Raw genomic sequence first — 24,174 nt, 5'->3', positions numbered from 1 at the left:
TGGCGCACACCCCTCCAACAGAGCATCCAGGCCTTCCTCACCGGCACGGGCAACGGCCCCGGCGAGATACGGATCTCCTCCCGCGACAACCCACAGCGGATGTGGAACTGGCAGACCCCGAACCTGACGGACGGCGGTGGCACCAGCACGGGGACGAGCACCGGCACGAGCACGGGGACGAGCACCGGCACCAGCACCGGTACCAGCACCGGTACCAGCACGGGCACGTCGCAGGGCACCAGCCAGGGCACGACGGAGGGTGACACCGGCGGCGGAAACCCGGACGGCTGTGAGGTCGGCTACGAGACCGTCAACAGCTGGGCCGGCGGTTACCAGGGCGAGGTGACGGTCCAGAACGTGGGCTCCACCGCGACCAGCGGCTGGGAGGTCGGCCTGCGCCTGGCCTTGGGTCAGTCCGTCAGCAACCTCTGGAACGGCGTCAACAGCGGGACGAGCGGCGCTGTCACGGTGACGAACACGCCATGGAACGGCACCCTCGCGGCGGGCGGCTCCGTCACGTTCGGGTTCGTCGTCTCCGGCGGCACCGCGGAGCCGAGCGGACTCACCTGCTCCGCCTCCTGACGCCAGGCCCCGCCCGGTGTCGCGACCCCGCGCAGGACGGTCCCTCCCCGGCCGAAAGCCGGGGCGGGACCGGGCGCACAGTCGGCCAACGGTCGGCGAACGGTCGGGCGACGCGTCCTCGCCGGACGCGTCAGGCGAAGGAGTACGGCGTCAGGTACTCCGGGACCACGACGGTGGTGTCCGGCGAGACGCGCGCGACGTCCGCGAGGAGGTCGTCCAGCCGCCGCCGGGCGTCGTCCGTGGCCGGCGGGGGATTGGTGAGCGGGGCCTCGAACGTGTCCCAGTGGACCGGCACCACCGTCGCCGGGTGGTCCAGCGCCCGCAGCAGCCGGGGAACGTAGTCGGGCGTCACGTCGCTCGACGGCAGCGCCACCATCGCGACGTCAGGGCGCAGGCCGCGCAGGTTCCGCTCGGCGAAGTCGCTGGCCCCCATGAAGAAGACCGACGGCCCACCGCCCGCGACCGTCACCTGGAACGCCAGGGTGTCGCCCTCCGGCAGGTCGGCGATGGTGCGGGGCCGCTTCGGGCGGGAGAGCCGCACCCCGGGGAACGCCATCGAGTAGGAGGCGTTGCGGCTGTGCAGGGAGTCGACGACCTCCACGACGTAGTCGCCGAAGTCCAGCACCTCGCCGCCCCTGACCGGCACGGCCTGCGCCGGGTCCACGTCGTAGGCGAGCGCGAGGTGGTGGGTGGTCAGGGTGCCGAGGACGCGGGCGCCCGTGGTGTGGGCCAGGTGCGGCACGTCGTTGAAGTGGTCCCAGTGGGAGTGCGTCACGAGGATCGTCTCCGGGCTACCGGCGTGGGCGGCCAGGGCGTCCTCGTCCACGGTCAGTTCCGTGTCGGGGTCGAAGGTTCCGTCGAACAGGCCGGTCGAGAAGCGGCTGACGAACGGGTCCACCAGCAGCGTCCGCTCTCCGACGTCCACACGCCAGCCGGAGGTGCCGAGCCAGCGGAACGTCGCCGTGCGCGCCGCGCCGTCGCCGGCGGAGGCCGCGTCGGCGGAGTGGACGGTCTCGGCGGTCGCGGCGTAGGTCCCGACGCCCGCCGTGGCCAGCGCGGTGCCGGCCGTCACGGTGCGCAGGAAGCCGCGGCGGGTGAAGCGGGAGCGGCGGGGGCGTCGGGCGGAGTCGTCGCCGTCGACGGGGTCATGGGTGCTGTCGTCCATGCCGCGCACCCAACCACCCCACCGCCGCCACCGTCCAAGATCATTCCACCTCTCCACCGATAGGCGAGCGCGTATCGCACCTGGTCACCGGGGGCGCGGGGCGTCAGTCGCGCGCGGCGGCGCGCAGGGCGTCGACCGCCACACGCGCCGCCCGGCCGATCGCCAGATCGACGTCGATCCGCCGCGCGGCGAGCCCTCGTGTGGCGGCGAAGACGGCGACGGCGTACCGGCCCCCGTCCGGATACGTGACGACCCCCGCCTCCATGTGCAGTCCCGGCAGCGTCCCGGTCTTCGCCGCCACCTCCACGCCGGGCGGGAAGCCGGACGCGAGCCGGGTGAAGAAGACCTGGTGGCGCATGAGCTCGCGCACCAGGCCGCAGGCCGATGGCGGGCCGGCCTCGTCGCGCCACACCAGGGCCATCAGCCGCGTGACCTCCCGGGCCGTGCTGGACGTCGTGTGCTCGGGATCGAACACCCGCATCGCCCGCACCCGTTCCGCGTCCAGCCCGGGGAAGACACGGGCGAACTCGGCGCCGTCGCGGGCGCCGACGTCGGCGAGCATCGTCTCCAGCAGCTGGCGCGGGCCACCGACGACCCGGGTGCGTTCCAGCCCGAGCTCGGTGGCCAGCAGCGGTAGGACGTCGGGCCCGACGCGCCGCAGCAGCACGTCGGCCGCGGTGTTGTCGCTCACCGACATCGCGAAGTACGCCAGGTCGCGCAGCGAGAGCTCGACGTCGTCGGCGCAGCCCGCCACGCCCCAGCCGCCCAGCCGGTCCTCGGCGCGCACCACGACCCGCTCGGTCGGGTCCAGCACGCCGGCCACGACCTGACGGGCGAACTCCAGGACCAGCAGCACCTTGACGATCGACGCGATCACGACCTGCTCGTCGGCGGCGAGGGCGACCTGCCGGTCGTCGGCGAGGTCGCGCGCGTGGAGGTGGCCGACGACCCCGGCCTCGGCGAAGACCCGCGCGACCTCACCGGCCGCGCCCTCCCCGCCGTCGGCGGCCGTGCCGGTGGTGTGGTTCCCGATGAGTGACTCGCCTGTCATACGCCTATGGTCTCCCCATGGACCTCTCCCGCCACCTGCGGTACTTCCTCGTCGTCGCCGAGGAGCTGCACTTCGGTCGCGCCGCCGAGACCCTCGGCATCGCGCAGCCGGCGCTGAGCCAGTCGGTCCAGCGGCTCGAACGCGAGCTCGGCGTGGACCTGTTCGACCGCACCAGGCGCCGGATCGACCTCACCCCCGCGGGACGGCTCCTCGCGACGGAGGCGCCGGCCCTGCTCGCCACCGAGGAGCGGCTGCGCGCGCGGCTGCGGACCGCCCACGAGGGCGCGTGGGGCACGCTGCGGGTGGGAGTGCCGCCCGAGTTGCCCGTCACCGTGCTGCGGGAGGTGGTGGGCCGGATGTCCGCCGAAGCCCCCGGCCTCCAGCTGGAGCCTCACGAGCTCAGTGGCGCGGAACAGCTGCGCATGCTGGCTGACGCCCGCCTCGACGTGGGCCTCGTCCCCCACCCCCTGCCGCGCGCCGCGTCGCGTCGGCTACGGCTCGGGCCCGTCGTCGCCGAGCCGCTCGGGGCGGTCCTGCCCCGGGACGCCCCGCTCGCCCTGCCCGCCTCCCGCGAGGTGGCGCTGGCCGACCTCGCCGGCCTCGACCTCGTGCTCTTCCCGCGCGACGCGGCCCCCGAGTGGTACGACGAACTGCTCGCCGTGTGCCGCGACCACGGCTACGTGCCGCCCCGCGTCCGCCACGGCCGTCATCCCGACTTCCAGCTGGGGCTCGTGCTCGCGGGCCACGGCGTGGCGTTGACGACCCGCGAGGCAGCGCGCCGGCAGCCGCGGGTGACGTGGCGCCCCCTGGCCGGGGACCCGCTGCACGCCCGGGTCTCGGCGGCCTGGCCCGAGGCGTCTGGCCACCCGGCGGCGCCGCGACTCGCCGAGGTCGCCGCCGAGGTGCTCGGGGCGGCCGGCACCCCGGCCGCCCCGGCACCGCTCGCGACGCCACGGGTGCCGGGCCCCTGGTCGGTGGTCTACGCCCCCCACGCCGGCCGGGACGCCGGCGGCGCCGGGCCGCCGGCGGTCCGGGGCACCACCCGCGACGTCCCGTCGGCTCAGGCGCGGGTCGCGCCGACCGCGTCCACCAGCAGCGGGAACGCCGCGTGCAGCTCCCGCTCCCAGTACGGCCAGGTGTGGGTGCCGGGGCCGTAGAGACGGGCCGTGAGGTCGGCGCCCTCCTGGCGCAGCCGCGTCACCAGCGTCTGCGACATCAGCTCGCACAGCGGCTCGACGTCCCGGTCCGCCGGGGTTCCCGGCGCGTCCAGCGGGCCGGGCTGGCCGTTGCCGCTGGAGACGACGACCGGGACGCGCGCGAGCCGCGCCGCGAGGTCGACGGGGGAGTGCGCGGCCCACACCTCGGCCTGCTCCACCGGGTCGCCCCACAGCGCCGACGGGTCGAAGCCGTTGGACTCCAGGATCATCGAGACGAACCGGGGCCCGTCGTAGGGGCTCGGCTCGTGCGGGCCGGTGTACGGCGGGTGGGCGACACCGCTGAACGAGGCGGCGGCGCGGAACATCCGGGGGTGGCGGGCGGCGTAGGAGACGGCGCCGAAGCCGCCCATCGACAGGCCCGCCACGGCACGGGCGCGCCCCGCGCCGTACCCGTGCTCCAGGAGGTGCCGCACCTCGCCGAGGTGGAAGGTCTCCCAGCGCGGGGCGCCTCCCGCGCCGCCGTTCCACCAGTCGCTGTAGAAGCCGGCGCGGCCGGCCTCCGGCATGACGACCAGCAGGCCGGTGCCCTCGGTGAGGGCGGCGACGTCGGTGGAGCGGGTCCACGAGGTGTAGTCGTCCCACGCCCCGTGGAGCAGGTACAGCACGGGCCAGGTGCGGCGGCGGCCGGGTGTCCAGCCGGGTGGCAGCAGCAGCCGGACGGTGGCGGTGGTGCCGAGGGCGGGCGAGTCGATCGTCAGGTCGAGGGTGCGCGCGTCGAGGCGTTTCTCGCCGACGACCCGGGCACGGCCACGGCGCGTGGCGGGGTCGGCGTGCGCGGCGCCGGCGCCGAGGGGGAGGAGCGAGGCGGCGGTCAGGCCGGCGCCGCCGGCGAGGACGAGGCGGCGGGAGGCCGCGGCCGGCTCGGGTCTGGCGGAGGGGTCGGGCAGCTCGGGTGGCATGGGGGTTCCCTTCTGGTCGGTGGCCCCTGTGGTGTCCCGCCGTCCCTTCTTCCCCACCGGTGGCCCCGCGACGCGGCCCGCCGGCCCGCCGGCCGCGGGCAGCCCGGCCCCGGCCGGGCCGGCCGGTCAGGGGAGCTTGCGGGCCATGCCGCCGATGGCGACCAACTCGCTGGCGTCCAGCGGCTCCGACACCGCCCCCTCGGGCCGCCAGCGCGGCAGGAGCACCACGCCGGGCTCCAGCAGGTCGAGCCCGTCGAAGAGCGCCACGATCTCCGCCTCCTCGCGCATGTACCCCCGACCCAGGGCCCTGACCATCACGTCCTGCGCCCGCGCCATGTCCTCCTGCACCGCGGGTGCCTCGAAGAAGGAGCTGCACGCGTGGGAGAGGAACAGGTGGCTGTCCGGCGCGAGGTGGCTGACGTAGTCCGCGACCATGCCGTGGGGGTCGTCCTCGTCCCGCACGTGGTGGACGACGGCGAGCATCAGCAGCGCGACGGGCCGGGAGAAGTCGAGGAAACCGGTCACGTTCCGGTGCCCCAACACGCCCTCGACGTCGAGGAGGTCCGCCTCGACGACCCGGGTGGAGTCGTTGCGGGCCAGCAGCGCCTGGCCGTGGGCCCGCACGATCGGGTCGTTGTCGACGTACACGACGCGGGCGTCGGGGTTGACGGCCTGGGCGACCTGGTGGGTGTTCTGGGCGGTCGGCAGGCCCGAGCCGATGTCGAGGAACTGGTCGATGCCCTGCTCGGCGAGGTACCGCACGCCGCGGACCAGGAAGGCGCGGTTGACGTGGGCCGCCGCGACGGCCGAGGGCGCGACCTCGCGCAGCTCGGCGACGACGGCCTGGTCGACGGCGTAGTTGTCCTTGCCGCCCAGGCAGGCGTCGTAGACCCGCGCGACGCTGGGCCGGGAGGTGTCGACCTCCGCCGGCGCGTACCCGGGGTCGGCCGTCGCCCACCCCCACCGCGAGGCGCTGCCGGACTCGTCCGCTCTCCCGCTGACTCCCATGGGACACCTTCCTGTGAGGGTGCGACGGCGCCCACGGTAACCCGCCCTCGCCCCGCGGGGTTCGGGGGGCGTCTCACCGCAGCAGGTTCAGGCTGGAGACGACGGTGAAGAACAGCACCACCTGCTCGAACCGCTGCTGGTCGAGCCGCTTGACCAGCAGCCTGCCGACGACGCCGCCGAGCAGCACGGCCCCGGCCAGGGCCGCGTTGAGAGTGAGCGAGTCGGCGGAGATCAGCCCGAGCTGCGCGCTGAAGGGCACCTTGAAGAGGTTGACCAGGAAGAAGAACCACGCGGCGGTGCCGAGGAAACGCATCTTGTCGTAGCCGGCGGACAGCAGGTAGAGCGACATGACGGCGCCGCCGGCGTTGGCGACCATCGTGGTGAAGCCGGCCAGCAGGCCGTAGACCATCGCCCGCCAGCGACCCGGCTCGGCCGCGGGCCGGCGGCGGCGCCACAGGTGGACGGCCACCACGGCCAGCAGGATGGCGCCGATGGTGCGCCGCATGACGGTGTCGTCGACCCGCGCGACGAAGACGACCCCGAGCAGCACGCCCACCGCCACCGACGGGAAGAGCCGCAGCAGCGCGCGCCACTCCACGTGCCGCCGGTAGGCGCTGACCGCCAGCACGTCGCCGAGGATCAGCAGCGGGAGCAGCGCGCCGCTGGACTCGCGGGCGGGCAGCACGCTCGCGAAGAGCGCGACGCTGATCGCCGCGACGCCGCCGACGGACGTCTTCGCGAGGCCGACCAGCAGCGCGGCGACGCCGAGCAGCGCCCACTCCGTCCCACCCAGCCCGTCGACCACCCGAGGGACCCTACGTCATGGCCACACGTCACGGCCTCGCCGCTCGGCCGGCCTCCCCCAGCAGGCGCTTCTCGACCTCCGCGAGGGCTGACACCAGCAGTTCGGCGCCCTCCTCCGCCTCCTCGCGGGTGAGGCTCAGCGGTGGCGCGACCCGCAGCGCCGTGCCGGCGGGGCCGCCGCCGCGGCCGACGAGCAGCCCGGCCTCGCGCGCCGCCTCCAGCGCCCACGCGGTCGCCTCGGGGCTCGGCTCGTTGGTGCCCGGCCGCACCAGCTCGACGCCGATCATCAGTCCACGCCCCCGCACCTCGCGCACCGTCGACAGCCCGGCGGTGCCCTCGCGCAGCCGCGTCAGGAGCAGGCCGCCGACGCGCCGGGCGTTGCCCTGGAGGTCGTGGGCGAGGAGGTGGTCGAGGGTGGCCAGGCCGGCGACCATCGTGACGGGGCTGCCGCCGAAGGTCGACACGGAGCTCGCGTCCAGGGAGTTCATCACCTCGGCGCGGGCCACGACGCCGCCGACGGACATGCCGTTGCCGATGCCCTTGGCGAACGTCAGCATGTCCGGCGGCCCGGCGGCGGCGTGGGCCTGCCAGCCCCAGAAGTGGTCGCCGGTGCGGCCCCAGCCGGTCTGCACCTCGTCGCTGATCCACAGGATGCCGTGCTCGTCCAGCACCTCGCGGAAGGCGGCGAACAGGCCGTCGGGGCCGTGGGTGAAGCCGCCCACACCCTGCACCGGCTCGGCCAGGAGCGCGGCGACGGGGCCCCTGGTCTGCGCCAGCAGGTCCCGGAGGTCGTCGACGCAGGCGGCGACGAACGCGTCGTCCGACAGGCCGGCGAACGGGCCGCGGCCGCGGACGCCGCCGTGGAGGTAGAAGGTCTGTAGGGGTGTGAGGCTCGTCGGCGACCAGGCGGCGTTGCCGGTGACGCCGATCGTCGAGAACGACCGGCCGTGGTAGCCGTTGCGCATCGCCAGGACCTGGTTGGAGCCGCGGTGGGCCGTGGCCAGCAGCAGCGCCGTGTCGTTGGCCTCGGTGCCCGAGGTGGTGAAGAACACGCGGGCGTCGGGGATGCCGGACAGCTCGGCGATCCGCTCGGCCAGTTCGACCATGGGGCCGTTGAGGTAGAGCGTGGAGCTGTGGAGGATCCGCCCGGCCTGCTCGGCGACGGCCCGCGTCACCTCGGGCAGGGCGTGGGCGGTCATGGTGGTGAGGATGCCGCCGAAGAAGTCGAGGTAACGCCGGCCCTCGGCGTCCCAGACGTGGCGGCCCTCGCCGTGGCTGATCTCGATGGGCCGCTCGTAGAGGAGGGTGAGCCAGTCGGGCATCACGGCGCGGTGCCGCGCGTGCAGGGCCGCGTGCCGGCCGGGTCCGTCATGGTCGTGGCTGGGCGGCATGGGCGCTCCTGACGCGTTCGGTGTGGCTCGTCCGTGTCGGAGCCGTAACGTACCCCGGCTCGGGCCGCCGCGTAACGCCGCGGGCGCCGCCGGCCCGGCCCGGCTCCGGCCCGTGACCGGCCGGCGCCGGGGTCGCACGGCCCTGTCGGTCGGCTTCCGGCTGCGGGTAGAGTCCCCGGCCATGGAAGCCGACCTGCTCACCTTCGTCGTCGCGGTGGCGGCGACCGCCCTCGTCGCGCTCGCCCTGGGCTGGACCGCCCGCGGGTACCGCGCCGACCGCTCCCTGCGCCGCCTCCAGGAGTTCTTCGGCCTGCCGGACAACTCCGAGTGCGTGATGGTCGTCAGCCGGGACACCAGCACCGACGGCGCGGTGGCGCGCAACGACGTCTTCGCGATGCTGGAGCTCGCCGCCGTCATCAAGAACTGCCACGCCAAGGCGCAGGTGATATCGGGGGAGAGCGCGCAGCAGAGCTTCGGTGAGCGCACGGAGTTCTGCATCGGCGGCCCGGTGGCCAACCGCCGCATGGGCGCCCACCTGTACTCGCTGCTGCCGGGCGTCTCGGTCAACACCGACGCCGACCCGGGGCCGGACCGCGGGGCCTTCGTCATCGGCAGCGAGCGGTACCGGCTGGAGAACGGCTCGGTGGAGCACGTGCTGCTGGCGCGGCTCACCGCGGGACAGCAGGGCCGTCCCGTCTTCCTCGCCTGTGGCCAGCGGTCGATCACGCAGCAGGCCGCCGCCCGGTACCTCGCCAAGCACAACGTGCGGCTGGCGCGCAAGTACGGCTCCGGGGGCAACTTCTGCCTGCTGCTGAAGGTCGTCAACTCCCAGGCGTACGGCCCGGACGTCGTCGAGCTCGTCAAGGACGTCACCAAGTCCGCGACCGTCCCGCAGCCGAAGCTCTCCGCGGGCAAGTGACCCTCGGCCGCCGCTGATCCGCCGCGCGATCCGCAGCCCGCGCCCTCCGGAGTCCGGCCCCGAGAGGTGACCTCGGGTGAGTGACTCTGACGCCCCGTGACCCCATGACGTGAAGTTGCCCGCGGGGCCGGGTACGTAGGGCTAGGGAGGGCCTGTGCTTCGGGCACGCGAGGGCGCGGAGCCGCGCGGAGAGGAGACGGGATGGGCGACACCCGGCCGGTGTACCAGCGGATCGCTGACGACCTGCGACGACAGATCGACGAGGGCATGCTCGGGGTGGGGGCGCGGCTTCCCTCCAGGACCGAGCTGAAGCGGACCTACGCCGCGAGCGACCAGACGGTGGACCGGGCGGTGCGGGTGCTCAAGGCCGCCGGATACGCCACCGGGCGGTTCGGAAAAGGGGTCTTCGTCAGCGACCGCGCGCCGATCGGCGCGCTGCTGCGCACCGCCGACGGGCCCGACTCCCCGCTGCCGGCCCGGGTCAGCCTCGACGGGCCCCTCCACGATCGGGTGGGTCGCGGGCCCGCGAACGGCGCGGCCGGCGGCACGGCCGGGCGGACGCCGGCGGGTCCCGCCGAGGGCCCGACGCACCCGGGCCCCGCCGGGCCGCTCGCGGCCGGCCGGCTGAACGGGGCGGGCGGGACGCGAACACGGCGGGGCGTGGCGGCGGCCGGGGCGGCCGAGGGGGAGACGGCGGTCGAGGGGGAGACGGCGGTGGAGGTCGAGGTGGACTGGGAGGCCACCTCCAGCACCACCGTGGCGCCGCCTGGCATCGCCGAACGGCTCGGGCTCACCCCCGGCGAGCCCGTGATGTGCACCCAGTACGAGTACCTGGCGGACCGCCGTCCGCTGCAACTGACCACCAGCTGGGAGCCGCTCGCTCTCACCGAGGGCACCCAGGTCGCCTTTCCCGAACGCGGACCCTACGCGCGGCGCGGTGTGCGACGGCGGTTCGCGGCGATCGGCATCCGCGTCGTGCGGGCCCGGGAACGCGTCGGGTCGCGCCCGGCGACCAGTCCCGAGGCCGAGGCGCTCGGCTGCGCGTTGGGGCAGTGCCTCACCTCGGTGGAACGCACCCACTACGCGGCGGACGGCCGGGCCGTGGAGACCTCGGACACGGTGATGTTAGGCGACCGCTGGCGCCTGGAGTACGCGATCCCCTTCGGTGAGTGACCCGGGAGGGGATCGCGCCCGCCGGCCGGGTCGGTCAGCTCTCGGAGACCTCGGCGTAGATCTGGGAGAGCTCCGGGGCGCCGGTGTCGGCCCACTGTCGGCCGGCGGTGACGACGTCGACCTCCCGTCCCGAGGCCATGACGACCACCGGGCCCTCCGGTCCGGGGCCCCAGTGGGCGCCGGGCACCGTGCGGACGATGACCGTGCCGAGGTACAGGCCGGCGTCGTTGCCCAGCCAGTCCAGCTCGTCCGGGTCGTCGCGCCAGCGGGGCAGCAGCTGGTCGAGGGCGGCCAGATCCTCCGGACCGTCGTCACTGAGGCTCAGGCCCTCGCTCGCGGCGCGGACACGCAGCAGTTCACATTCGGCGAGCAACTCGCCGACCCCTTCGGGATCAGTCCAGACGCCCCCGGCATCGGTCGCCGGTCGCTTGCGCCATCTGTCCAGGAAAGGGATGTCCATAGTCCACAGGGTGACACCTCGCACCCCTCCGGCACCACCGGCGCGCGGCAACCTGTGGCAATACGGCGCAACAAAACGGCAATGTCCCACGCTCCGTGGCGCGTCGGGCCGCGCCGGGAGCCCGTCAGGGCTGGAGGTCGACGACCACGGGCGCGTGGTCCGAGGCGCCCTTCCCCTTGCGCTGCTCGCGGTCGACGTACGCGTCCTTCACGGCGGAGGTGAACGGCGCGTTGCCGAGGACCAGGTCGATGCGCATGCCGCGGTTCTTCGGGAAGCACAGCTGCCGGTAGTCCCAGTACGTGAAGGGCCGGTCGTACTTCAGGGGGCGCGGCGTGACGTCGCTCAGGCCCGCGTCGCCGAGCGCCGCCACCGCCGCCCGTTCGGCCTCGGTGACGTGCGTGGCTCCCTCGAAGAGCGAGACGTCCCACACGTCCTCGTCGGCGGGGGCCACGTTGAAGTCGCCGAGGACGGCGAAGGGGGTGCCGTCCGCGGCGTCCGCGGCGACCGTGGCACGCAGCGCGGCCAGCCACCGCAGCTTGTACGCGAAGTGTGGGTGCCCGACCTCGCGGCCGTTGGGCACGTACACCGACCACAGGCGGACACCGCCGCAGGTGGCGCCGATCGCGCGGGGCTCGACCACGTCCTCGTACGCCGGCGCGTCGGTCAGGCCGCGCCTGACGTCCTCGACGCCGACGCGGGAGAGGATCGCCACCCCGTTCCACCGGCCGGACGCCTCGAACGCCGCCTCGTACCCGAGCTCGCGCAGCGGCGCGGCGGGGAACGCCTCGGGCGTGCACTTGAGCTCCTGTAGGCAGAGCACGTCCGTGCCGCTGCTCTCCAGCCAGGCCAGGAGCCGTTCCAGCCGGACGGTGATCGAGTTGATGTTCCACGTGGCGATGCGCATCGGTCGAGCCCTGTCGTCTCGTCGGTCTGGCGGTGGTCTGGCGGTGTTCTGGCGGTGGTCGGGCGCCCGCTCAGGCGGTCGTGGCCTCTCCCGGGGCGAGCCTCGCGTACGAGGCCCCGCCCAGCCCCGGACCCTGGGGGCCGAGGTTGCGCCCGTAGACGGCGTGGCCGGCGTCGGAGAGCAGGCCGTCGTGGACGGCGAGGGCGCGGGCGGGGGCGAGCTGCCTGACGTAGTCCACGATCTCGGCGAACCGGTTCCACGGGGCGTGGACCGGCAGCAGCAGCGTCCGCACCGGCCGACCCGGGTCCGTCAGGGCGTCCCCGGGATGGAAGACCGCACCGTCATCCAACGCGAAGCCGACGTTGGCGACGCGGGGGATGTCCGGGTGGATCACGGCGTGCAGCTGGCCGTGGACCTCGACGTCGAAGCCGGCGGCGCGGAAGGTGTCGCCCTCGCCGACCTCGTGCACCCGCCCGGGATAGGCGGCGCTCAGCCGCTCGGCGACGCCGCGGACCGTCCACAGCCGGGTGGCGGGATCAGCGTCCAGGGCGGCGCGCAGCCGGCCCTCGTCGAAGTGGTCGGGGTGCTCGTGGGTGACGAGCAGGGCCTCGGCTCCGGTGGCCGCGTCCGCCTCGCTGAAGCCGCCCGGGTCGATCACGAGTGTCCGGCCGCCCCTGGTCAGCCGGACACAGGCGTGCCCCTTCTTCGTGAGCTGGATGCCGTCGGTGTCTGCCATGCCCGTCATTCTGCTACGGGCCACCGACAGCGGCCGACCGGCGGCCGGCGCGGTGGCCCGTGGCCGGAGACGGCCGGGCTCGCGACGGGCTTTCGAGGGGCGTGCGGCGGTCCGTGCGGCTGGCTTCGCCGCGGCCCACGGTGCGGGCGTGCGACGCCGCCCTACGAGCCGCCTCGCGACGCCGCCCTACGACTCCGCGCCCGCGCGTGCCTCGCGCCGGTGGTCGCGGAAGGCGTTCACCCGCCGTGCGGTGGCGAACAGGGGGATGACGGCGCCCAGCACCAGCTGGAGCGAGCAGCCGGTCTGGAGCATCAGCTCCCCGCCGGGGGCGTCGAAGGCCCAGGCGGCCAGGAGCGTCATGCTCAGCAGGATCCAGCAGAGCATCGCGCCGGCCAGCGGGCCGCGGGGCTTCGGGTACTCCACCCGGCTCACCATGAGCCAGGCCACGCCGATGATCGCGAGCAGGGTCGGCGTGAAGGGCAGTTCGAGCAGCACGATCGAGACCACGGTCAGCGCGCCGAAGGGACTCGGCATGCCCTGGAAGACGCCGTTGGGCGTGCTCACGCACGAGAATCTCGCCAGCCGTAGCACCACGGCCAGCAGCACCGTGATCGCCGCGAGGGCGGAGAGCGGCTCGTGCACGTCGCCGACGACCATGCCCCACACCAGCACGAAGTACGCCGGGGCCAGGCCGAAGCTGATCAGGTCGGAGAGGTTGTCCAGCTCGGCGCCCATGGCGGAGCTGCGCAGCCGCCGCGCGACCAGGCCGTCGAACAGGTCGAAGACGGACGCCAGCAGCATGAGCAGCACGGCGGTGGCGGCGTTGTTCCGCACCACGCCGGCGTCGCCGCTGTTGGTCAGGTGCGGGATCAGCACGCCCGTGGTCGTGAAGTACACGGCGAGGAAGCCGCAGGTGGCGTTCGACAGGGTCAGCGTGTCCGCTATCGACAGCCGCATGGACAGCGGCATGTCGTCGTCCTCGTCGTCGCCCATCCGGTCCATCCGGTCCAGGCGGTCGGTCGGGTCCATCCGGCCGAGGCTTCCCATCTCGCCGACTCCGGCGATGCCGGAGAAGTCGCTCCGCGCGTCGACGTGCCGAGCGTCGACGTCCTCGCCGTCGTGGGCCTCGTGGACCTCGTGGCCGGCGCGGGCGCGGCGGGCGGTCCGTCTCCTCATCGCGCTCTTAATCGCGGTCAAGGCGGGTCACCCCCGCGGTGGTGCGCTGCCCGACCTCGACGGCGGGCTCGACGCCCTGCGGCAGGTAGACGTCGACGCGCGAGCCGAAGCGGATCAGCCCGATCCGCTGGCCCTGCTCGACCTTGGTGCCCTGGGTCACGTACGGCACGATGCGCCGCGCCACGGCGCCGGCGATCTGCACCATCTCGATCTCGCCGAGCTCGGTGTCCAGGCGCCAGACGACGCGCTCGTTGTTCTCGCTCTCCTTGTCGAACGCCGGAACGTATCCGCCGGGGACGTGCTCGACGGAGGTCACGGTGCCCGCGAGCGGGGCGCGGTTGACGTGGACGTTCAGCGGGCTCATGAAGATCGCCACCCTGGTGCGCCCGTCGTGCCACGGCACGATGCTCTGCACCACGCCGTCGGCGGGGGAGATCACCCGCCCCTGACTGATCTCGCGCTCCGGGTCGCGGAAGAACCACAGCATGCCCGCGGCCAGCGCGGTCGTGGGAACGGCGGCCACGGCCCAGCGGCCGGACCGGCGGGCGCGGACCACGCTGACGGCGGCGGCGGCCAGGGTCGGCACCAGCCACGGCGAGGCGCCGCGCGCCAGCCGCACCCGGGCGGCGGGAAGCGGGGAAGAGCGGTGAGGCAGGGGCATGGGAGACCTTTGTCGTGTGAATAGCCGCACCTTGCGGAACGAGACGGCTACTCGAATGCTATAGGTGCCGGGCCACGACAGGGCAAGCCAGCGGGCCGGTCACGGCCACAACTCCCGCCCGCACGGCGGGGACATGTCCGGTCATGCCCCGGCATGGCGTGGCAGTCCTCTGTCAGGCCCGCGGGCCGGCGTCACGCCTGGTGGTCGCGGTAGACCTCCAGCAGCCGGCGCCCGATGATCATCTTCTGGATCTCGGCGGTGCCCTCGCCGATGAGCAGCATGGGCGCCTCCCGGTAGAGCCGTTCGATCTCGTACTCCCGGGAGAAGCCGTACCCACCGTGGATGCGGAAGGAACCCTCCACGACCTCCTTGCAGTACTCGGCCGCCAGGTACTTCGCCATGCCGGCCGCGAGGTCGCCGCGGCCCTCGCTGTCCTTCGCGCGGGCGGCCCGGACCATCAGGGCGTGGGCGGCCTCGACCTTGGTGGCCATCTCGGCCAGTCGGAACGCCACGGCCTGGTGTTCCGCGATGGGCCGGCCGAAGGTGTGGCGCTGCTGGGCGTAGGCGATGGCCAGCTCGAAGGCACGCAGCGCGACGCCGCAGCCGCGGGCGGCGACGTTGACGCGCCCCACCTCGACGCCGTCCATCATCTGGTAGAAGCCGCGCCCCGTGGTGCCGCCCAGGACCCGGTCGGCGGGTATCCGCAGGCCGTCCATGACCAGCTCGGTGGTGTCGACGCCCTTGTAGCCCATCTTCTCGATCCTGCCGGGGACGGTCAGGCCGGGGCGGACCTCCCCGAAGCCGGGCTCCTTCTCGACCAGGAAGGCCGTCAGCGAGCGGTGGGGCGGCACGTCGTCGCCGGCGGGGTCGGTGCGGCACAGGACCGCGACCAGGTTGGCGGTGCCGCCGTTGGTGACCCACATCTTCTGGCCGGTGAGCAGGAACGTGTCGCTGCCGTCGTCGGCCCGCACGGCCCGGGAGGTGATCGCCGCGACGTCCGAGCCGAGGCCCGGCTCGGACATGGAGAACGCGCCGCGCACCTCGCCGGTGGCCATCCGCGGCAGGAAGTGCGCGCGCTGCTCGGGCGTGCCGTGGTGCTGGAGCAGGTAGGCCACGATGAAGTGGGTGTTGACGATGCCGGAGACGCTCATCCAGCCGCGGGAGATCTCCTCCACGCACAGCGCGTAGGTGAGCAGGGACTCGCCCAGGCCCCCGTACTCCTCGGGGATCATCAGGCCGAACAGGCCGAGCTCCTTCAGCCCCGCGACGATCTCGGTCGGATAGGCGTCCGCGTGTTCCAGCTCGGTGGCGACCGGCAGGATCTCCCGCTCGACGAAGGCGCGCACGGTGGCGAGGATCTCGCGCTGGACCTCCGTCAGGCCCTCGGTGCGCGCCAGCCGGCCCGCGTCCCTGGGGACGCCCCTGGGGACGCCCCGCCTCCGGCCCCCGTTCGTGCCCGTGCCCGTGCCCGTGCCCGTGCTCGTGCCTGTGCTCGTGCCTGTGCTCGTGCCGTTCGTCATCTCCTACGCCTCCTCGCGCGGCTCGGGGCGGCCGGGCTGCGTGCCGCCGTTCTCCTTCAGGTAGGTCGCGGTGGGCACCATCACGCTGCGCCGGAAGACGCAGACGACGGTGCCGTCCTGCTTCACGCCGCGGGTCTCGACGGTCACCACGCCGCGGTCGGGCTTGGAGCGGGAGGGCTTCCTCTCCAGCACGGTGGTCTCGCCGTAGAGGGTGTCGCCGTGGAAGGTCGGCGCCAGGTGCCGGAGCGAGGACACCTCCAGGTTGGCGATGGCGGCGCCCGAGACGTCCCGCACGGACATGCCGAGCAGCAGGGAGTAGACGTACGCCCCGACCACCACGTTGCGGCCGAAGTCGGCCGTGTGCCGCGCGTAGTGCGCGTCGAGGTGGAGGGGGTGGTGGTTCATGGTGAGCAGGCAGAACAGGTGGTCGTCGTACTCGGTGATCGTCTTGCCCGGCCAGTGCCGGTACACGTCGCCGACGGTGAACTCTTCGAAGGTGCGACCGAACTCCACGGGTGTCCTCCGGACGGGATCGGGGAGAGGGAGGGGCGGGCGGTGGCGGGAGGCGGTGGGGGAGGGGACGCCGTCACGGCGCTTCCTCACGCCGTCGGGGGCTCGAAGGCGCTGGTGCGGCGCAGGCCGGCGGCGCGGCCCTTGCCGGCGATGACCAGCGCCATCTTGCGGCTGGCCTCGTCGATCATCTCGTCGCCGAGCATCGCCGCGCCCCGAGCGCCGCCCTCGGCCGAGGTGGCGTACGCGTAGGCGTCGAGGATCAGCTCGGCGTGGTCGTAGTCCTCCTGCGTGGGCGAGAAGATCTCGTTCGCGGCCTCGATCTGGTCCGGGTGCAGCACCCACTTGCCGTCGTAGCCGAGCGCCGCGGAGCGCCGCGCGACCGTGCGGAAGCCGTCCACGTTCCTGACCTGGAGGTAGGGGCCGTCGACGGCCTGGAGGCCGTGGGCGCGGGCGGCCATCAGCAGCCGCATCAGGATGTAGTGGTAGGCGTCGGCCGGGTAGCCGGGCGGCTGCTCGCCGACGACGAGGGTCCGCATGGAGATCGAGGCCATGAAGTCGGCGGGGCCGAAGACGATCGTCTCCAGGCGCGGGGAGGCGGCGGCGATCTCGTCGACGTTGACCAGGCCGCGCGCGTTCTCGATCTGCGCCTCGACGCCGATGCGGCCCACCGGCAGGCCGAGGGCCTTCTCCAGCTGGGTCAGCAGCAGGTCGAGGGCGGTCACCTGGGCGGCTTCCTGCACCTTGGGCAGCATCAGGCAGTCGAGGCTCTCCCCGGCGCCCTCGACGACGGTGATCACGTCGCGGTAGGTCCAGTGGGTGGTCCAGTCGTTGACCCGCACCACGCGGGCCTTCTCCCCCCAGCTGCCCTGGGTGAGGGCCTCGACGACGGCGTGCCTGGCCCCCTCCTTGGCCAGCGGGGCGCAGGCGTCCTCCAGGTCGAGGAAGACCATGTCGGCCGGCAGACCCTGGGCCTTCTCGAGGAAGCGCGGGCTGCTGCCGGGGACCGCCAGGCAGGAGCGGCGGGGGCGCTGCGGGCGCGGCGTGGCGGCGGTTCCGGCGGCGTCGGTCATGGGGTGGTCTCCTCGGGGTCGGGGTCGGGGTCGGGGTCGGGGATCGGGGTGTGGGCCGTGCTGTGGGCTGCGGTGTCGGTGTCGGTGTCGGTGGTCGTGGTGTCGTTGGTGGGGGCCGTCGTGGTGTGGTCCTGGTCGCCGGGTGGGGCGAGCCGGTGGGCGGCGCGGATCTCCTCGACGATCCGGCCGATGATCTCCGTGATACCGAAGTCCTTCGGGGTGAAGACCGCCGCCACCCCGGCGGACCGCAGCGCCGCGGCGTCGGCGGGCGGGATGATGCCACCGACGACGACGGGCACCTCGCCCGCGTCGGCGGCCCGCAGCAGGTCGAGCACCTGGGGCACCAGCGCGGAGTGGGAGCCGGAGAGGATCGACAGCCCCACGCAGTGGACGTCCTCGGCGACGGCGGAGGCGGCCAGCTGTTCCGGCGTGAGCCGGATGCCCTGGTAGACCACCTCGAAGCCGGCGTCACGGGCGCGGACCGCGATCTGCTCCGCGCCGTTGCTGTGCCCGTCGAGCCCCGGCTTGCCGACCAGGAGCCGCAGCCGGTCCACGCCCAGCTCGGCCGCGGTGGCGGCGACGGCGCGGCGCACGGCGGCCAGTTCGGGCCCCGACGCGGCCGGCGCCGTCACCGGCGCGCCGCCCACGCCCGTGGCGGCGCGGTACTCGCCGAAGACCTCCCGCAGCGCCTCGGCCCACTCCCCGGTGGTGACGCCGGCGCGGGCGCAGGCCAGGGTGGCGGGCATGAGGTTGGCGGTGCCCTCCGCGGCGCGCCTGAGGTCGGCGAGCGCGACGCGCGCCGCGGTGGCGTCGCGCCGGGCACGCCACCGGCCGAGCTCGTCCAGCACCCGGGCCTCGGCGGCGGGGTCGGGGGTGAGGATCGCCGTGTCGAGGTCGGCGGTGAGCGGGCTCGGCTCGGTCGCGGTGTGGCAGTTGACGCCGACGATCCGCTCCTCGCCCGCCTCGACGCGGGCGCGACGGCGGGTGTGGGCCGCGACGAGCTCGGACTTGAGGTATCCGGACTCCACGGCCGCCAGCGCGCCGCCCATCTCCAGCACCCGCTCGATCTCCTCCCACGCCTGTGCCGCCATCGCCTCGGTCGTGGCCTCCACGACGTGGCTGCCGGCGAAGAGGTCGTCGTACTCCAGCAGGTCGCTCTCCTCAGCCAGCACCTGCTGGATCCGCAGGGACCACTGCTGGTCCCAGGGGCGCGGCAGTCCGAGCGCCTCGTTCCACGCCGGCAGCTGGACGGCCCGCGCGCGGGCGTCCCTGGAGAGGGTGACGCCGAGCATCTCCAGCACGATGCGCTGCACGTTGTTCTCCGGCTGGGCCTCGGTCAGGCCCAGGGAGTTGACCTGCACGCCGTAGCGGAAGCGCCGCTGGCGGGGGTCTGCCACGCCGTAGCGCTCGCGGGTGACCCGGTCCCAGACGCGGGCGAACGCCCGCATCTTGCACATCTCCTCGACGAAGCGGACCCCGGCGTTGACGAAGAACGACAGGCGGCCGACGACCTCGCCGAGGCGTTCCGGCGGGACCTGGCCCGAGGCGCGGACCGCGTCGAGCACGCCGACGGCGGTGGCCGTCGCGTAGGCGATCTCCTGCACGGGCGTGGCGCCCGCCTCCTGGAGGTGGTAGCCGCAGACGTTGATCGGGTTCCAGCGCGGCAGGTGGTGGAGGCCGTAGGCGACGAGGTCGGTGGTCAGGCGGAGGGAGGGGCCCGGCGGGAAGACGTGGGTGCCGCGGGAGAGGTACTCCTTGACGATGTCGTTCTGGGTGGTGCCGCGCAGGGCGGCGGGGTCGGCGCCCTGTTCCTCGGCGGCGGTGACGTACAGCGCCAGCAGCCACATGGCGGTGGCGTTGATGGTCATCGAGGTGTTGGCCTCCGCCAGCGGGATGCCGTCGAAGAGCCGCCGCAGGTCGCCGAGGTGGGCGACGGGGACGCCGACGCGCCCGACCTCGCCCCGCGCCAGGACGTGGTCGGGGTCGTATCCGGTCTGGGTGGGCAGGTCGAAGGCGACGGACAGGCCGGTCTGGCCCTTGGCGAGGTTGCGGCGGTAGAGCTCGTTGGTCGACTCGGCGGTGGAGTGGCCGGCGTAGGTGCGCATCAGCCACGGCCGGTCGCGGCGTGGTCCCGCCATCTACGCCGCCTCCGCCTCGGTGCGGGACGCCGTGCCGCGGCGGGGGGTGGCCTCGTCGTGGCGCCCGGCGTCGCCGTGGGCCGCGTCGGGCGTCGTCCGGAAGAGGTTGATGGCGGCCAGGTGGCGCTCTCGGGTGGCGTGGTCGCGGACGCCCAGGCCCTCGCGGGGGGCGAGGGCGAGGACGCCGACCTTGCCCTGGTGCAGGTTGCGGTGGACCTCGTGGGCCGCCTGGCCGGCCTCGCGGAGGGGGAAGGTCCTCGAGAGCGTCGGGTGGATCCTGCCCTTGGCGATCAGGCGGTTGGCCTCCCACGCCTCGCGGTAGGTGGCGAAGTGCGAGCCGACGATCCGCTTGAGGTTCATCCACAGGTGGCGGTTGTCGTAGGTGTGCTGGTAGCCGGAGGTGGAGGCGCAGGTGACGATCGTGCCGCCCTTGCGGGTGACGTAGACGCTGGCGCCGAAGGTCTCCCGGCCCGGGTGTTCGATGACGATGTCGACGTCCTCGCCGCCGGTCAGCTCGCGGATGCGGGAGCCGAACCGCCGCCACTCGGCGGGGTCCTGGGTCTCCTCGTCGCGCCAGAAGCGGTACCCCTCGGCCGCGCGGTCGATGACGGCCTCGGCGCCCATGCGGCGGCACAGCTCCGCTCTGGCCTCGCTGGAGACGACGCACACGGGCGTGGCGCCGCCGGCCAGTGCCAGCTGGGTGGCGTAGCCGCCGAGTCCGCCGGTGGCGCCCCAGACCAGCACGTTGTCACCCTGCTTCATGCCGGCGCCGTTCCTGGAGACGAGCTGGCGGTAGGCGGTGGAGTTGACCAGTCCGGGGGAGGCGGCCTCCTCCCAGCTGAGGTGGCGGGGCTTCGGCATCAGCTGGTTCGCCTTCACCAGGGAGATCTCGGCGAGGCCGCCGAAGTTGGTCTCGTAGCCCCAGATCCGCTGCTCGGGGTCGAGCAGGGTGTCGCCGTGGCCGTCGGCCGCCTCCAGCTCGACCGACAGGCAGTGGGCGACGACCTCGTCGCCCGGGTGCCAGGCCGTCACGCCGGGCCCGGTCCGCAGCACCACACCGGCCAGGTCGGAGCCGACGACGTGGTAGGGCAGGTCGTGGCGGGCGGCGAGCGGGGAGAGCCGGCCGTAGCGCCGCAGGAACGCGAAGGTGGGCACCGGCTCGAACAGCGCGGTCCACACGGTGTTGTAGTTGATGGAGCTGGCCATGACCGCGACGAGCGCCTCGCCGGGGCCGAGCGCGGGCACGGGCACCTCGTTGAGGTGGAGGGAGCGGCGGGGGTCCTTCTGGTGGCCGGGCAGCCCGGCGAACATCTCGGTCTCGTCGCGGTGCACGGTCACGGCGCGGTAGGACTCGGGCAGGGGCAGCGCGGCGAACTCCGCGGGGTCCGTCGGCGCGCGGCCGGGGTCCTCCAGCGCGGCGATCGCGTCCTTGATCTCCTTCATGGGTGCCTCCGAACGCTTGGGGGGACGACGGGTGTCGTCGGTCCGGTGGCGGTTGTGTGGTGACGCGGCCTTCCGGGCGTCCGCGCGGCGGCGGGGGACAGGGCCCGGATGATGCGACGACGGTATGGCACGGCGTGCCTGAAGACAAGGCACTGGGTGTCACTAATTTCGCTCAGATGTCACCAGGGGCATCGCGGATGAGCGATGCCCCTGGTGACAGGCCCGGCGGGGGAGAGGGACAGCCTCTAAAGGCCGTCCCGGCCGCGCAGCGCCTCCTCGATGGTGCGCATGACCTCGCTCAACGGCGCGTCGGTGCGCGCCACCGTCACGAGCACCTCGCCGCGCGTCGAGGTCACCGCGGCGGGAGCCGGGGACACGGACGCGGTGGGCCCGCCGAGGGTCGGCAGCGCGCCGAAGGTGCGGCGCACGATCGCGAAGGCGTGGTCGAGCTCCGCCTCGACGTCGCCCCGTCCGTCCCGCCGCAGCCAGCGCCGCAGCACGTGGTTGTGGGCCGTCACCACGGCGGAGGCGGCGACCTCCGCCAGCAGCGGCTCGTCGCCGTGGTGGGAGTTCTCGTCGAACCGCTCCAGCAGGTACCGCGTGAAGAGCCGCTCGTAGCGGGCCACCGAGGCGATCTCGCGCTCCCGCAGCGCCGGCACCTCGCGGGTCAGCTTGTACCGCTCGACGGAGACGCTGGGGGAGGCCGCGTACATCCTCATGACCTCCTTGATGCCGCGGCAGACCGTGTCGATCGGGTGCTCGTGCGCCGGAGCCGCGTCGAGCACGGCCTCGGCGCGCACCAGCGTGTCGTCGTGGTCGGGGAAGATCGCCTCCTCCTTGGAGCGGAAGTGGCGGAAGAAGGTCCGGCGGGCGACCCCGGCGGCGGCGGCGATGTCGTCCACGGTGGTGGCCGCGTAACCGCGCGTCGCGAACAGCTCCATCGCCGCCGCGGCGAGTTGGCGGCGCATCTTCAGGCGCTGGGACGAGGCGTTCGTTCGGTCGGTCTTCACGGGCTGGGCCATGCTGCGAACGTATCCCATCTCACATCGGCCTCCCGCGCACGGTGGGCACGACGGCCTGGCCAGACGGCGCTGGTCACGCGCGGGCGGGCGACGCGTACTCGTGGAAGCCGCGGCCCGTCTTGCGGCCGAGGCACCCGGCCCGCACCAGCTGCCGCAGCAGCGGGGCCGGCTCCAGCGAGGGCTCGTGGAACGCGCGGTGCAGCACGTCCTCGATGGCCAGGGAGACGTCCAGGCCGACGACGTCGAGGAGTTCGAAGGGCCCCATCGGGTACCCGCCGCCCAGCCGCATCGCCGCGTCCACCGCCTCGGGCGTGGCGTAGTGCTCCTGCACCAGCCGCACCGCGCTGTTCAGGTACGGGAAGAGCAGGGCGTTGACGATGAAGCCGGCGCGGTCCCCGCACTCCACCGGGTGCCTGCCGGCGGCGAGACACACGGCCCGCGCGGTGGCGTGGGCGGCGTCCCCCGTCAGCACGGTGCGGACGACCTCGACCAGCCGCATCGCGGGGGCGGGGTTGAAGAAGTGCATGCCGACGACGTCCTCGGGGCGGGAGGTGGCGCGGGCACAGGCGATGACCGGCAACGAGGAGGTCGTGGTGGCCAGCACCGCGCCGGGCCGGCAGGCGCGGTCCAGCGCGGCGAAGACCTCCCGTTTGAGCGCCAGGTCCTCGGCCACCGCCTCGACGACCAGGTCGGCCCCGGCCAGCGCGTCGAGCCCGGTGGCGGGCCGCAGCAGCGCGAGCGCCGCGTCGCGGGCCTCCTCGGTGAGGCGGCCCCTGGCGACGGACCGGTCGAGGGAGGCGGCGACGCGGCCGGTCGCGGCGCGGGCCCTGGCCGTCTCGCGCGCGACGAGGGTGGTCCGGTAACCGGCGAGGGCGAGGACCTGGGCGATGCCGGTGGCCATGGTGCCCGAGCCCACGACGCCGACGGCCGTGACCGGACGCGCCCGGTCCTCCGGCGCCACGGTCCCCGGGCTCGGGACGTCGGGGTTCGGGGCGTCGGGGTTCGGGGGAGTCGGGGTCAGGGCGTCCGGGATCACGCGGCCGCTGTGGGGGCCGTCGTAGGTGTAGAAGCCGCGCCCCGCCTTGCGGCCGGTCATGCCGGCCTCCGCGAGCTGTCCCAGCACGGGCGCGGGGGCGTGCAGCCGGTCGCCGGTGTGCTCGTGGAGCGCGGTCAGCACCGTGCGGGCGGTGTCGACGCCGACCAGGTCGAGCACCGCGAGGGGGCCCATCGGCAGCCCGCAGCCCAGACGCATCGCGGCGTCGATGTCCTCGCGGGTGGCGTACCGCGACTCGTACATGGCGGCGGCCCGGTTGAGGTAGCCGAACAGCAGCCCGTCGGCGAGGAACCCCGGACGGTCCCCCGCGGGCAGCGGCTCCTTGCCCAGCTCCCGCACCAGGCGGGTGGCGGCGGCCACCGCGGCGGGGGAGGTGAGCACCGAGGAGACCACCTCGACCAGCCGCATCACGGGGACGGGGTGGAAGAAGTGCAGGCCGAGCACGCGTGCGGGGTGCGCGGTCTCGGCGGCCAGGCGTGTGACGGGCAGCGCGTTGGTGCCCGTGGCGAGGACGGTCTCCGGGCGGACGATCCCGTCGAGCGCGCGGAACACCTCGCGCTTGCGGGCGTAGTCCTCGTCGATCACCTCGATGACGAGGTCGGCGGGGGCGGCCTCGGACAGCGCCGTGGAGGTGCGCAGCCGCGCGAGCGCGTCGCGTCGCTCGGCGGCCGTGAGCCGGCCGCGCGCCACGGCGCGGGCGGTGGAACGGGCCAGCGCGGCGGGGGCGAGGCGGACGGCCTCCTCGCTGGTGTCGATGCCGATCACCTCGCGTCCGGACCGGGTGAGCACCTCGGCGATGCCGGTGCCCATGGTGCCGAGGCCCACGACGGCGACGGTCGGCAGGTGGGGCGCGGAGTCGGGGGTGGGGAGGGGGGACGGGGGCGACGGGTCCACGGCCATGGCGGGGCTCCAGGGAGGGTGACGGCCGCGCGCGGCGCGGCGCGGGGCTGCGGTGCGCGGCGGACGGTCCGTGCGCGGACCCGGCCCCGGCGTCGGCCGGAGGGGTGCTGGATCCGATCCGCTGCGTTCCGTTGGGTTCCGTGGCGCGCCGGGCCCTGTCCCGGGGCCCGGCCGTGCCGGTGGTGTGGCGTGTGCGCGCCCGTGCGGACCACGGGCGGGGGGCACACGCGACGGCCGCGTCACCAACCGCCTGAGCGGAGCTCCGCTCTGATGAGCAGATTAACTCGCGGGTAACTCCGTGGCCACCCCTCCCGCGCACCGTTTCCCTGTGGCCCCCGTCACGAGCGCACCGGCAGCGTCGCCGAGTA

General features: G+C 74.2%; 22 protein-coding genes. 4 read left to right on the top strand and 18 right to left on the bottom strand.

The annotated features are described in order from the left end of the window. Positions 1-582: cellulose binding domain-containing protein (locus ACTWP5_RS31220; RefSeq protein ID WP_443224548.1), on the top strand; the 582-nt coding region annotated here is incomplete at its 5' end. A 130-nt stretch (positions 583-712) separates the two neighbouring features. On the opposite strand, the gene ACTWP5_RS31215 is transcribed toward ACTWP5_RS31220, so the two are convergent. Both ACTWP5_RS31215 and ACTWP5_RS31210 read right to left on the bottom strand, forming a co-directional pair. Further along, complete coding sequence (locus ACTWP5_RS31215) at positions 713-1,747, bottom strand: MBL fold metallo-hydrolase (protein ID WP_443224547.1); 1,035 nt, start codon at positions 1,745-1,747, stop codon at positions 713-715. 103 nt (positions 1,748-1,850) lie between these two features. Then, positions 1,851-2,798, bottom strand: a complete 948-nt coding sequence (locus tag ACTWP5_RS31210; RefSeq protein WP_443224546.1) for a serine hydrolase — start codon at positions 2,796-2,798, stop codon at positions 1,851-1,853. 17 nt (positions 2,799-2,815) lie between these two features. Between ACTWP5_RS31210 and ACTWP5_RS31205 the strand changes: the two genes are divergently transcribed. After that, a complete protein-coding gene (locus tag ACTWP5_RS31205; protein WP_443224545.1) occupies positions 2,816-3,955 on the top strand; it encodes a LysR family transcriptional regulator in 1,140 nt (379 codons plus the stop codon). On the opposite strand, the gene ACTWP5_RS31200 is transcribed toward ACTWP5_RS31205, so the two are convergent. The 4 genes from ACTWP5_RS31200 to ACTWP5_RS31185 all read right to left on the bottom strand — a co-directional run bounded on the left by ACTWP5_RS31200 (position 3,859) and on the right by ACTWP5_RS31185 (position 8,117). Continuing rightward, complete coding sequence (locus ACTWP5_RS31200; RefSeq protein ID WP_443224544.1) at positions 3,859-4,914, bottom strand: alpha/beta hydrolase; 1,056 nt, start codon at positions 4,912-4,914, stop codon at positions 3,859-3,861. The two genes, ACTWP5_RS31205 and ACTWP5_RS31200, sit on opposite strands and share 97 nt — an antisense overlap. Before the next feature lie 126 nt (positions 4,915-5,040). Then, on the bottom strand, positions 5,041-5,922 hold the full coding sequence (locus ACTWP5_RS31195; RefSeq protein WP_443224543.1) for an SAM-dependent methyltransferase: 882 nt from the start codon (positions 5,920-5,922) through the stop codon (positions 5,041-5,043). A gap of 73 nt (positions 5,923-5,995) precedes the next feature. Next, entirely contained in the window at positions 5,996-6,727 is a 732-nt protein-coding gene (locus ACTWP5_RS31190; protein WP_443224542.1) for a sulfite exporter TauE/SafE family protein, read from the bottom strand. Positions 6,728-6,755: 28 nt separating this feature from the next. Continuing rightward, positions 6,756-8,117 carry an aspartate aminotransferase family protein gene (locus ACTWP5_RS31185; RefSeq protein WP_443224541.1) on the bottom strand — a complete coding sequence of 454 codons (1,362 nt, stop codon included), beginning with the start codon at positions 8,115-8,117 and terminating at the stop codon, positions 6,756-6,758. A gap of 181 nt (positions 8,118-8,298) precedes the next feature. Between ACTWP5_RS31185 and ACTWP5_RS31180 the strand changes: the two genes are divergently transcribed. Together ACTWP5_RS31180 and ACTWP5_RS31175 are read left to right on the top strand one after the other, a co-directional pair. Next, positions 8,299-9,036, top strand: a complete 738-nt coding sequence (locus tag ACTWP5_RS31180; protein WP_443224540.1) for a hypothetical protein — start codon at positions 8,299-8,301, stop codon at positions 9,034-9,036. Positions 9,037-9,237: 201 nt separating this feature from the next. Further along, on the top strand, positions 9,238-10,209 hold the full coding sequence (locus ACTWP5_RS31175) for a GntR family transcriptional regulator (protein ID WP_443224539.1): 972 nt from the start codon (positions 9,238-9,240) through the stop codon (positions 10,207-10,209). A gap of 34 nt (positions 10,210-10,243) precedes the next feature. Here ACTWP5_RS31175 and ACTWP5_RS31170 read toward each other — a convergent pair whose 3' ends face one another. From ACTWP5_RS31170 to ACTWP5_RS31115, 12 genes are all read right to left on the bottom strand, one after another. Next, complete coding sequence (locus ACTWP5_RS31170) at positions 10,244-10,669, bottom strand: DUF6278 family protein (protein ID WP_443224538.1); 426 nt, start codon at positions 10,667-10,669, stop codon at positions 10,244-10,246. A gap of 124 nt (positions 10,670-10,793) precedes the next feature. After that, positions 10,794-11,573: an exodeoxyribonuclease III gene (locus ACTWP5_RS31165; protein WP_443224537.1), complete on the bottom strand. Its 780-nt coding sequence runs from the start codon at positions 11,571-11,573 to the stop codon at positions 10,794-10,796. 70 nt (positions 11,574-11,643) lie between these two features. Next, positions 11,644-12,291: an MBL fold metallo-hydrolase gene (locus ACTWP5_RS31160; protein WP_443224550.1), complete on the bottom strand. Its 648-nt coding sequence runs from the start codon at positions 12,289-12,291 to the stop codon at positions 11,644-11,646. Positions 12,292-12,495: 204 nt separating this feature from the next. After that, a complete protein-coding gene (locus ACTWP5_RS31155; protein WP_443224549.1) occupies positions 12,496-13,338 on the bottom strand; it encodes a CDP-alcohol phosphatidyltransferase family protein in 843 nt (280 codons plus the stop codon). A gap of 154 nt (positions 13,339-13,492) precedes the next feature. After that, entirely contained in the window at positions 13,493-14,146 is a 654-nt protein-coding gene (locus ACTWP5_RS31150; RefSeq protein WP_443224536.1) for a phosphatidylserine decarboxylase, read from the bottom strand. 191 nt (positions 14,147-14,337) lie between these two features. Continuing rightward, the gene (locus tag ACTWP5_RS31145) at positions 14,338-15,666 is read right to left on the bottom strand and encodes an acyl-CoA dehydrogenase family protein (protein ID WP_443224535.1); all 1,329 of its coding nucleotides are present in this window, start codon (positions 15,664-15,666) and stop codon (positions 14,338-14,340) included. A gap of 3 nt (positions 15,667-15,669) precedes the next feature. After that, a complete protein-coding gene (locus ACTWP5_RS31140; protein WP_443224534.1) occupies positions 15,670-16,179 on the bottom strand; it encodes a MaoC family dehydratase in 510 nt (169 codons plus the stop codon). Between the two features lie 86 nt (positions 16,180-16,265). Continuing rightward, complete coding sequence (locus ACTWP5_RS31135) at positions 16,266-17,249, bottom strand: HpcH/HpaI aldolase/citrate lyase family protein (protein WP_443224533.1); 984 nt, start codon at positions 17,247-17,249, stop codon at positions 16,266-16,268. Further along, positions 17,246-19,387, bottom strand: coding sequence for a protein meaA (locus tag ACTWP5_RS31130; RefSeq protein ID WP_443224532.1), 2,142 nt, complete (start codon positions 19,385-19,387; stop codon positions 17,246-17,248). The genes ACTWP5_RS31135 and ACTWP5_RS31130 overlap by 4 nt, the downstream gene beginning before the upstream one ends. After that, entirely contained in the window at positions 19,388-20,830 is a 1,443-nt protein-coding gene (gene ccrA, locus ACTWP5_RS31125) for a crotonyl-CoA carboxylase/reductase (protein WP_443224531.1), read from the bottom strand. 245 nt (positions 20,831-21,075) lie between these two features. Then, a complete protein-coding gene (locus ACTWP5_RS31120) occupies positions 21,076-21,870 on the bottom strand; it encodes a TetR family transcriptional regulator (protein ID WP_443224530.1) in 795 nt (264 codons plus the stop codon). Between the two features lie 55 nt (positions 21,871-21,925). Next, entirely contained in the window at positions 21,926-23,806 is a 1,881-nt protein-coding gene (locus ACTWP5_RS31115) for a 3-hydroxyacyl-CoA dehydrogenase family protein (RefSeq protein ID WP_443224529.1), read from the bottom strand. Positions 23,807-24,174 lie beyond the last annotated feature (368 nt).

This window comes from Streptomyces sp. 4N509B, assembly GCF_052245655.1.
Lineage (GTDB): Bacteria > Actinomycetota > Actinomycetes > Streptomycetales > Streptomycetaceae > Streptomyces.
Note: the sequence above shows the minus strand (reverse complement) of the source record. Positions and strands in the feature narration are given on the sequence as shown.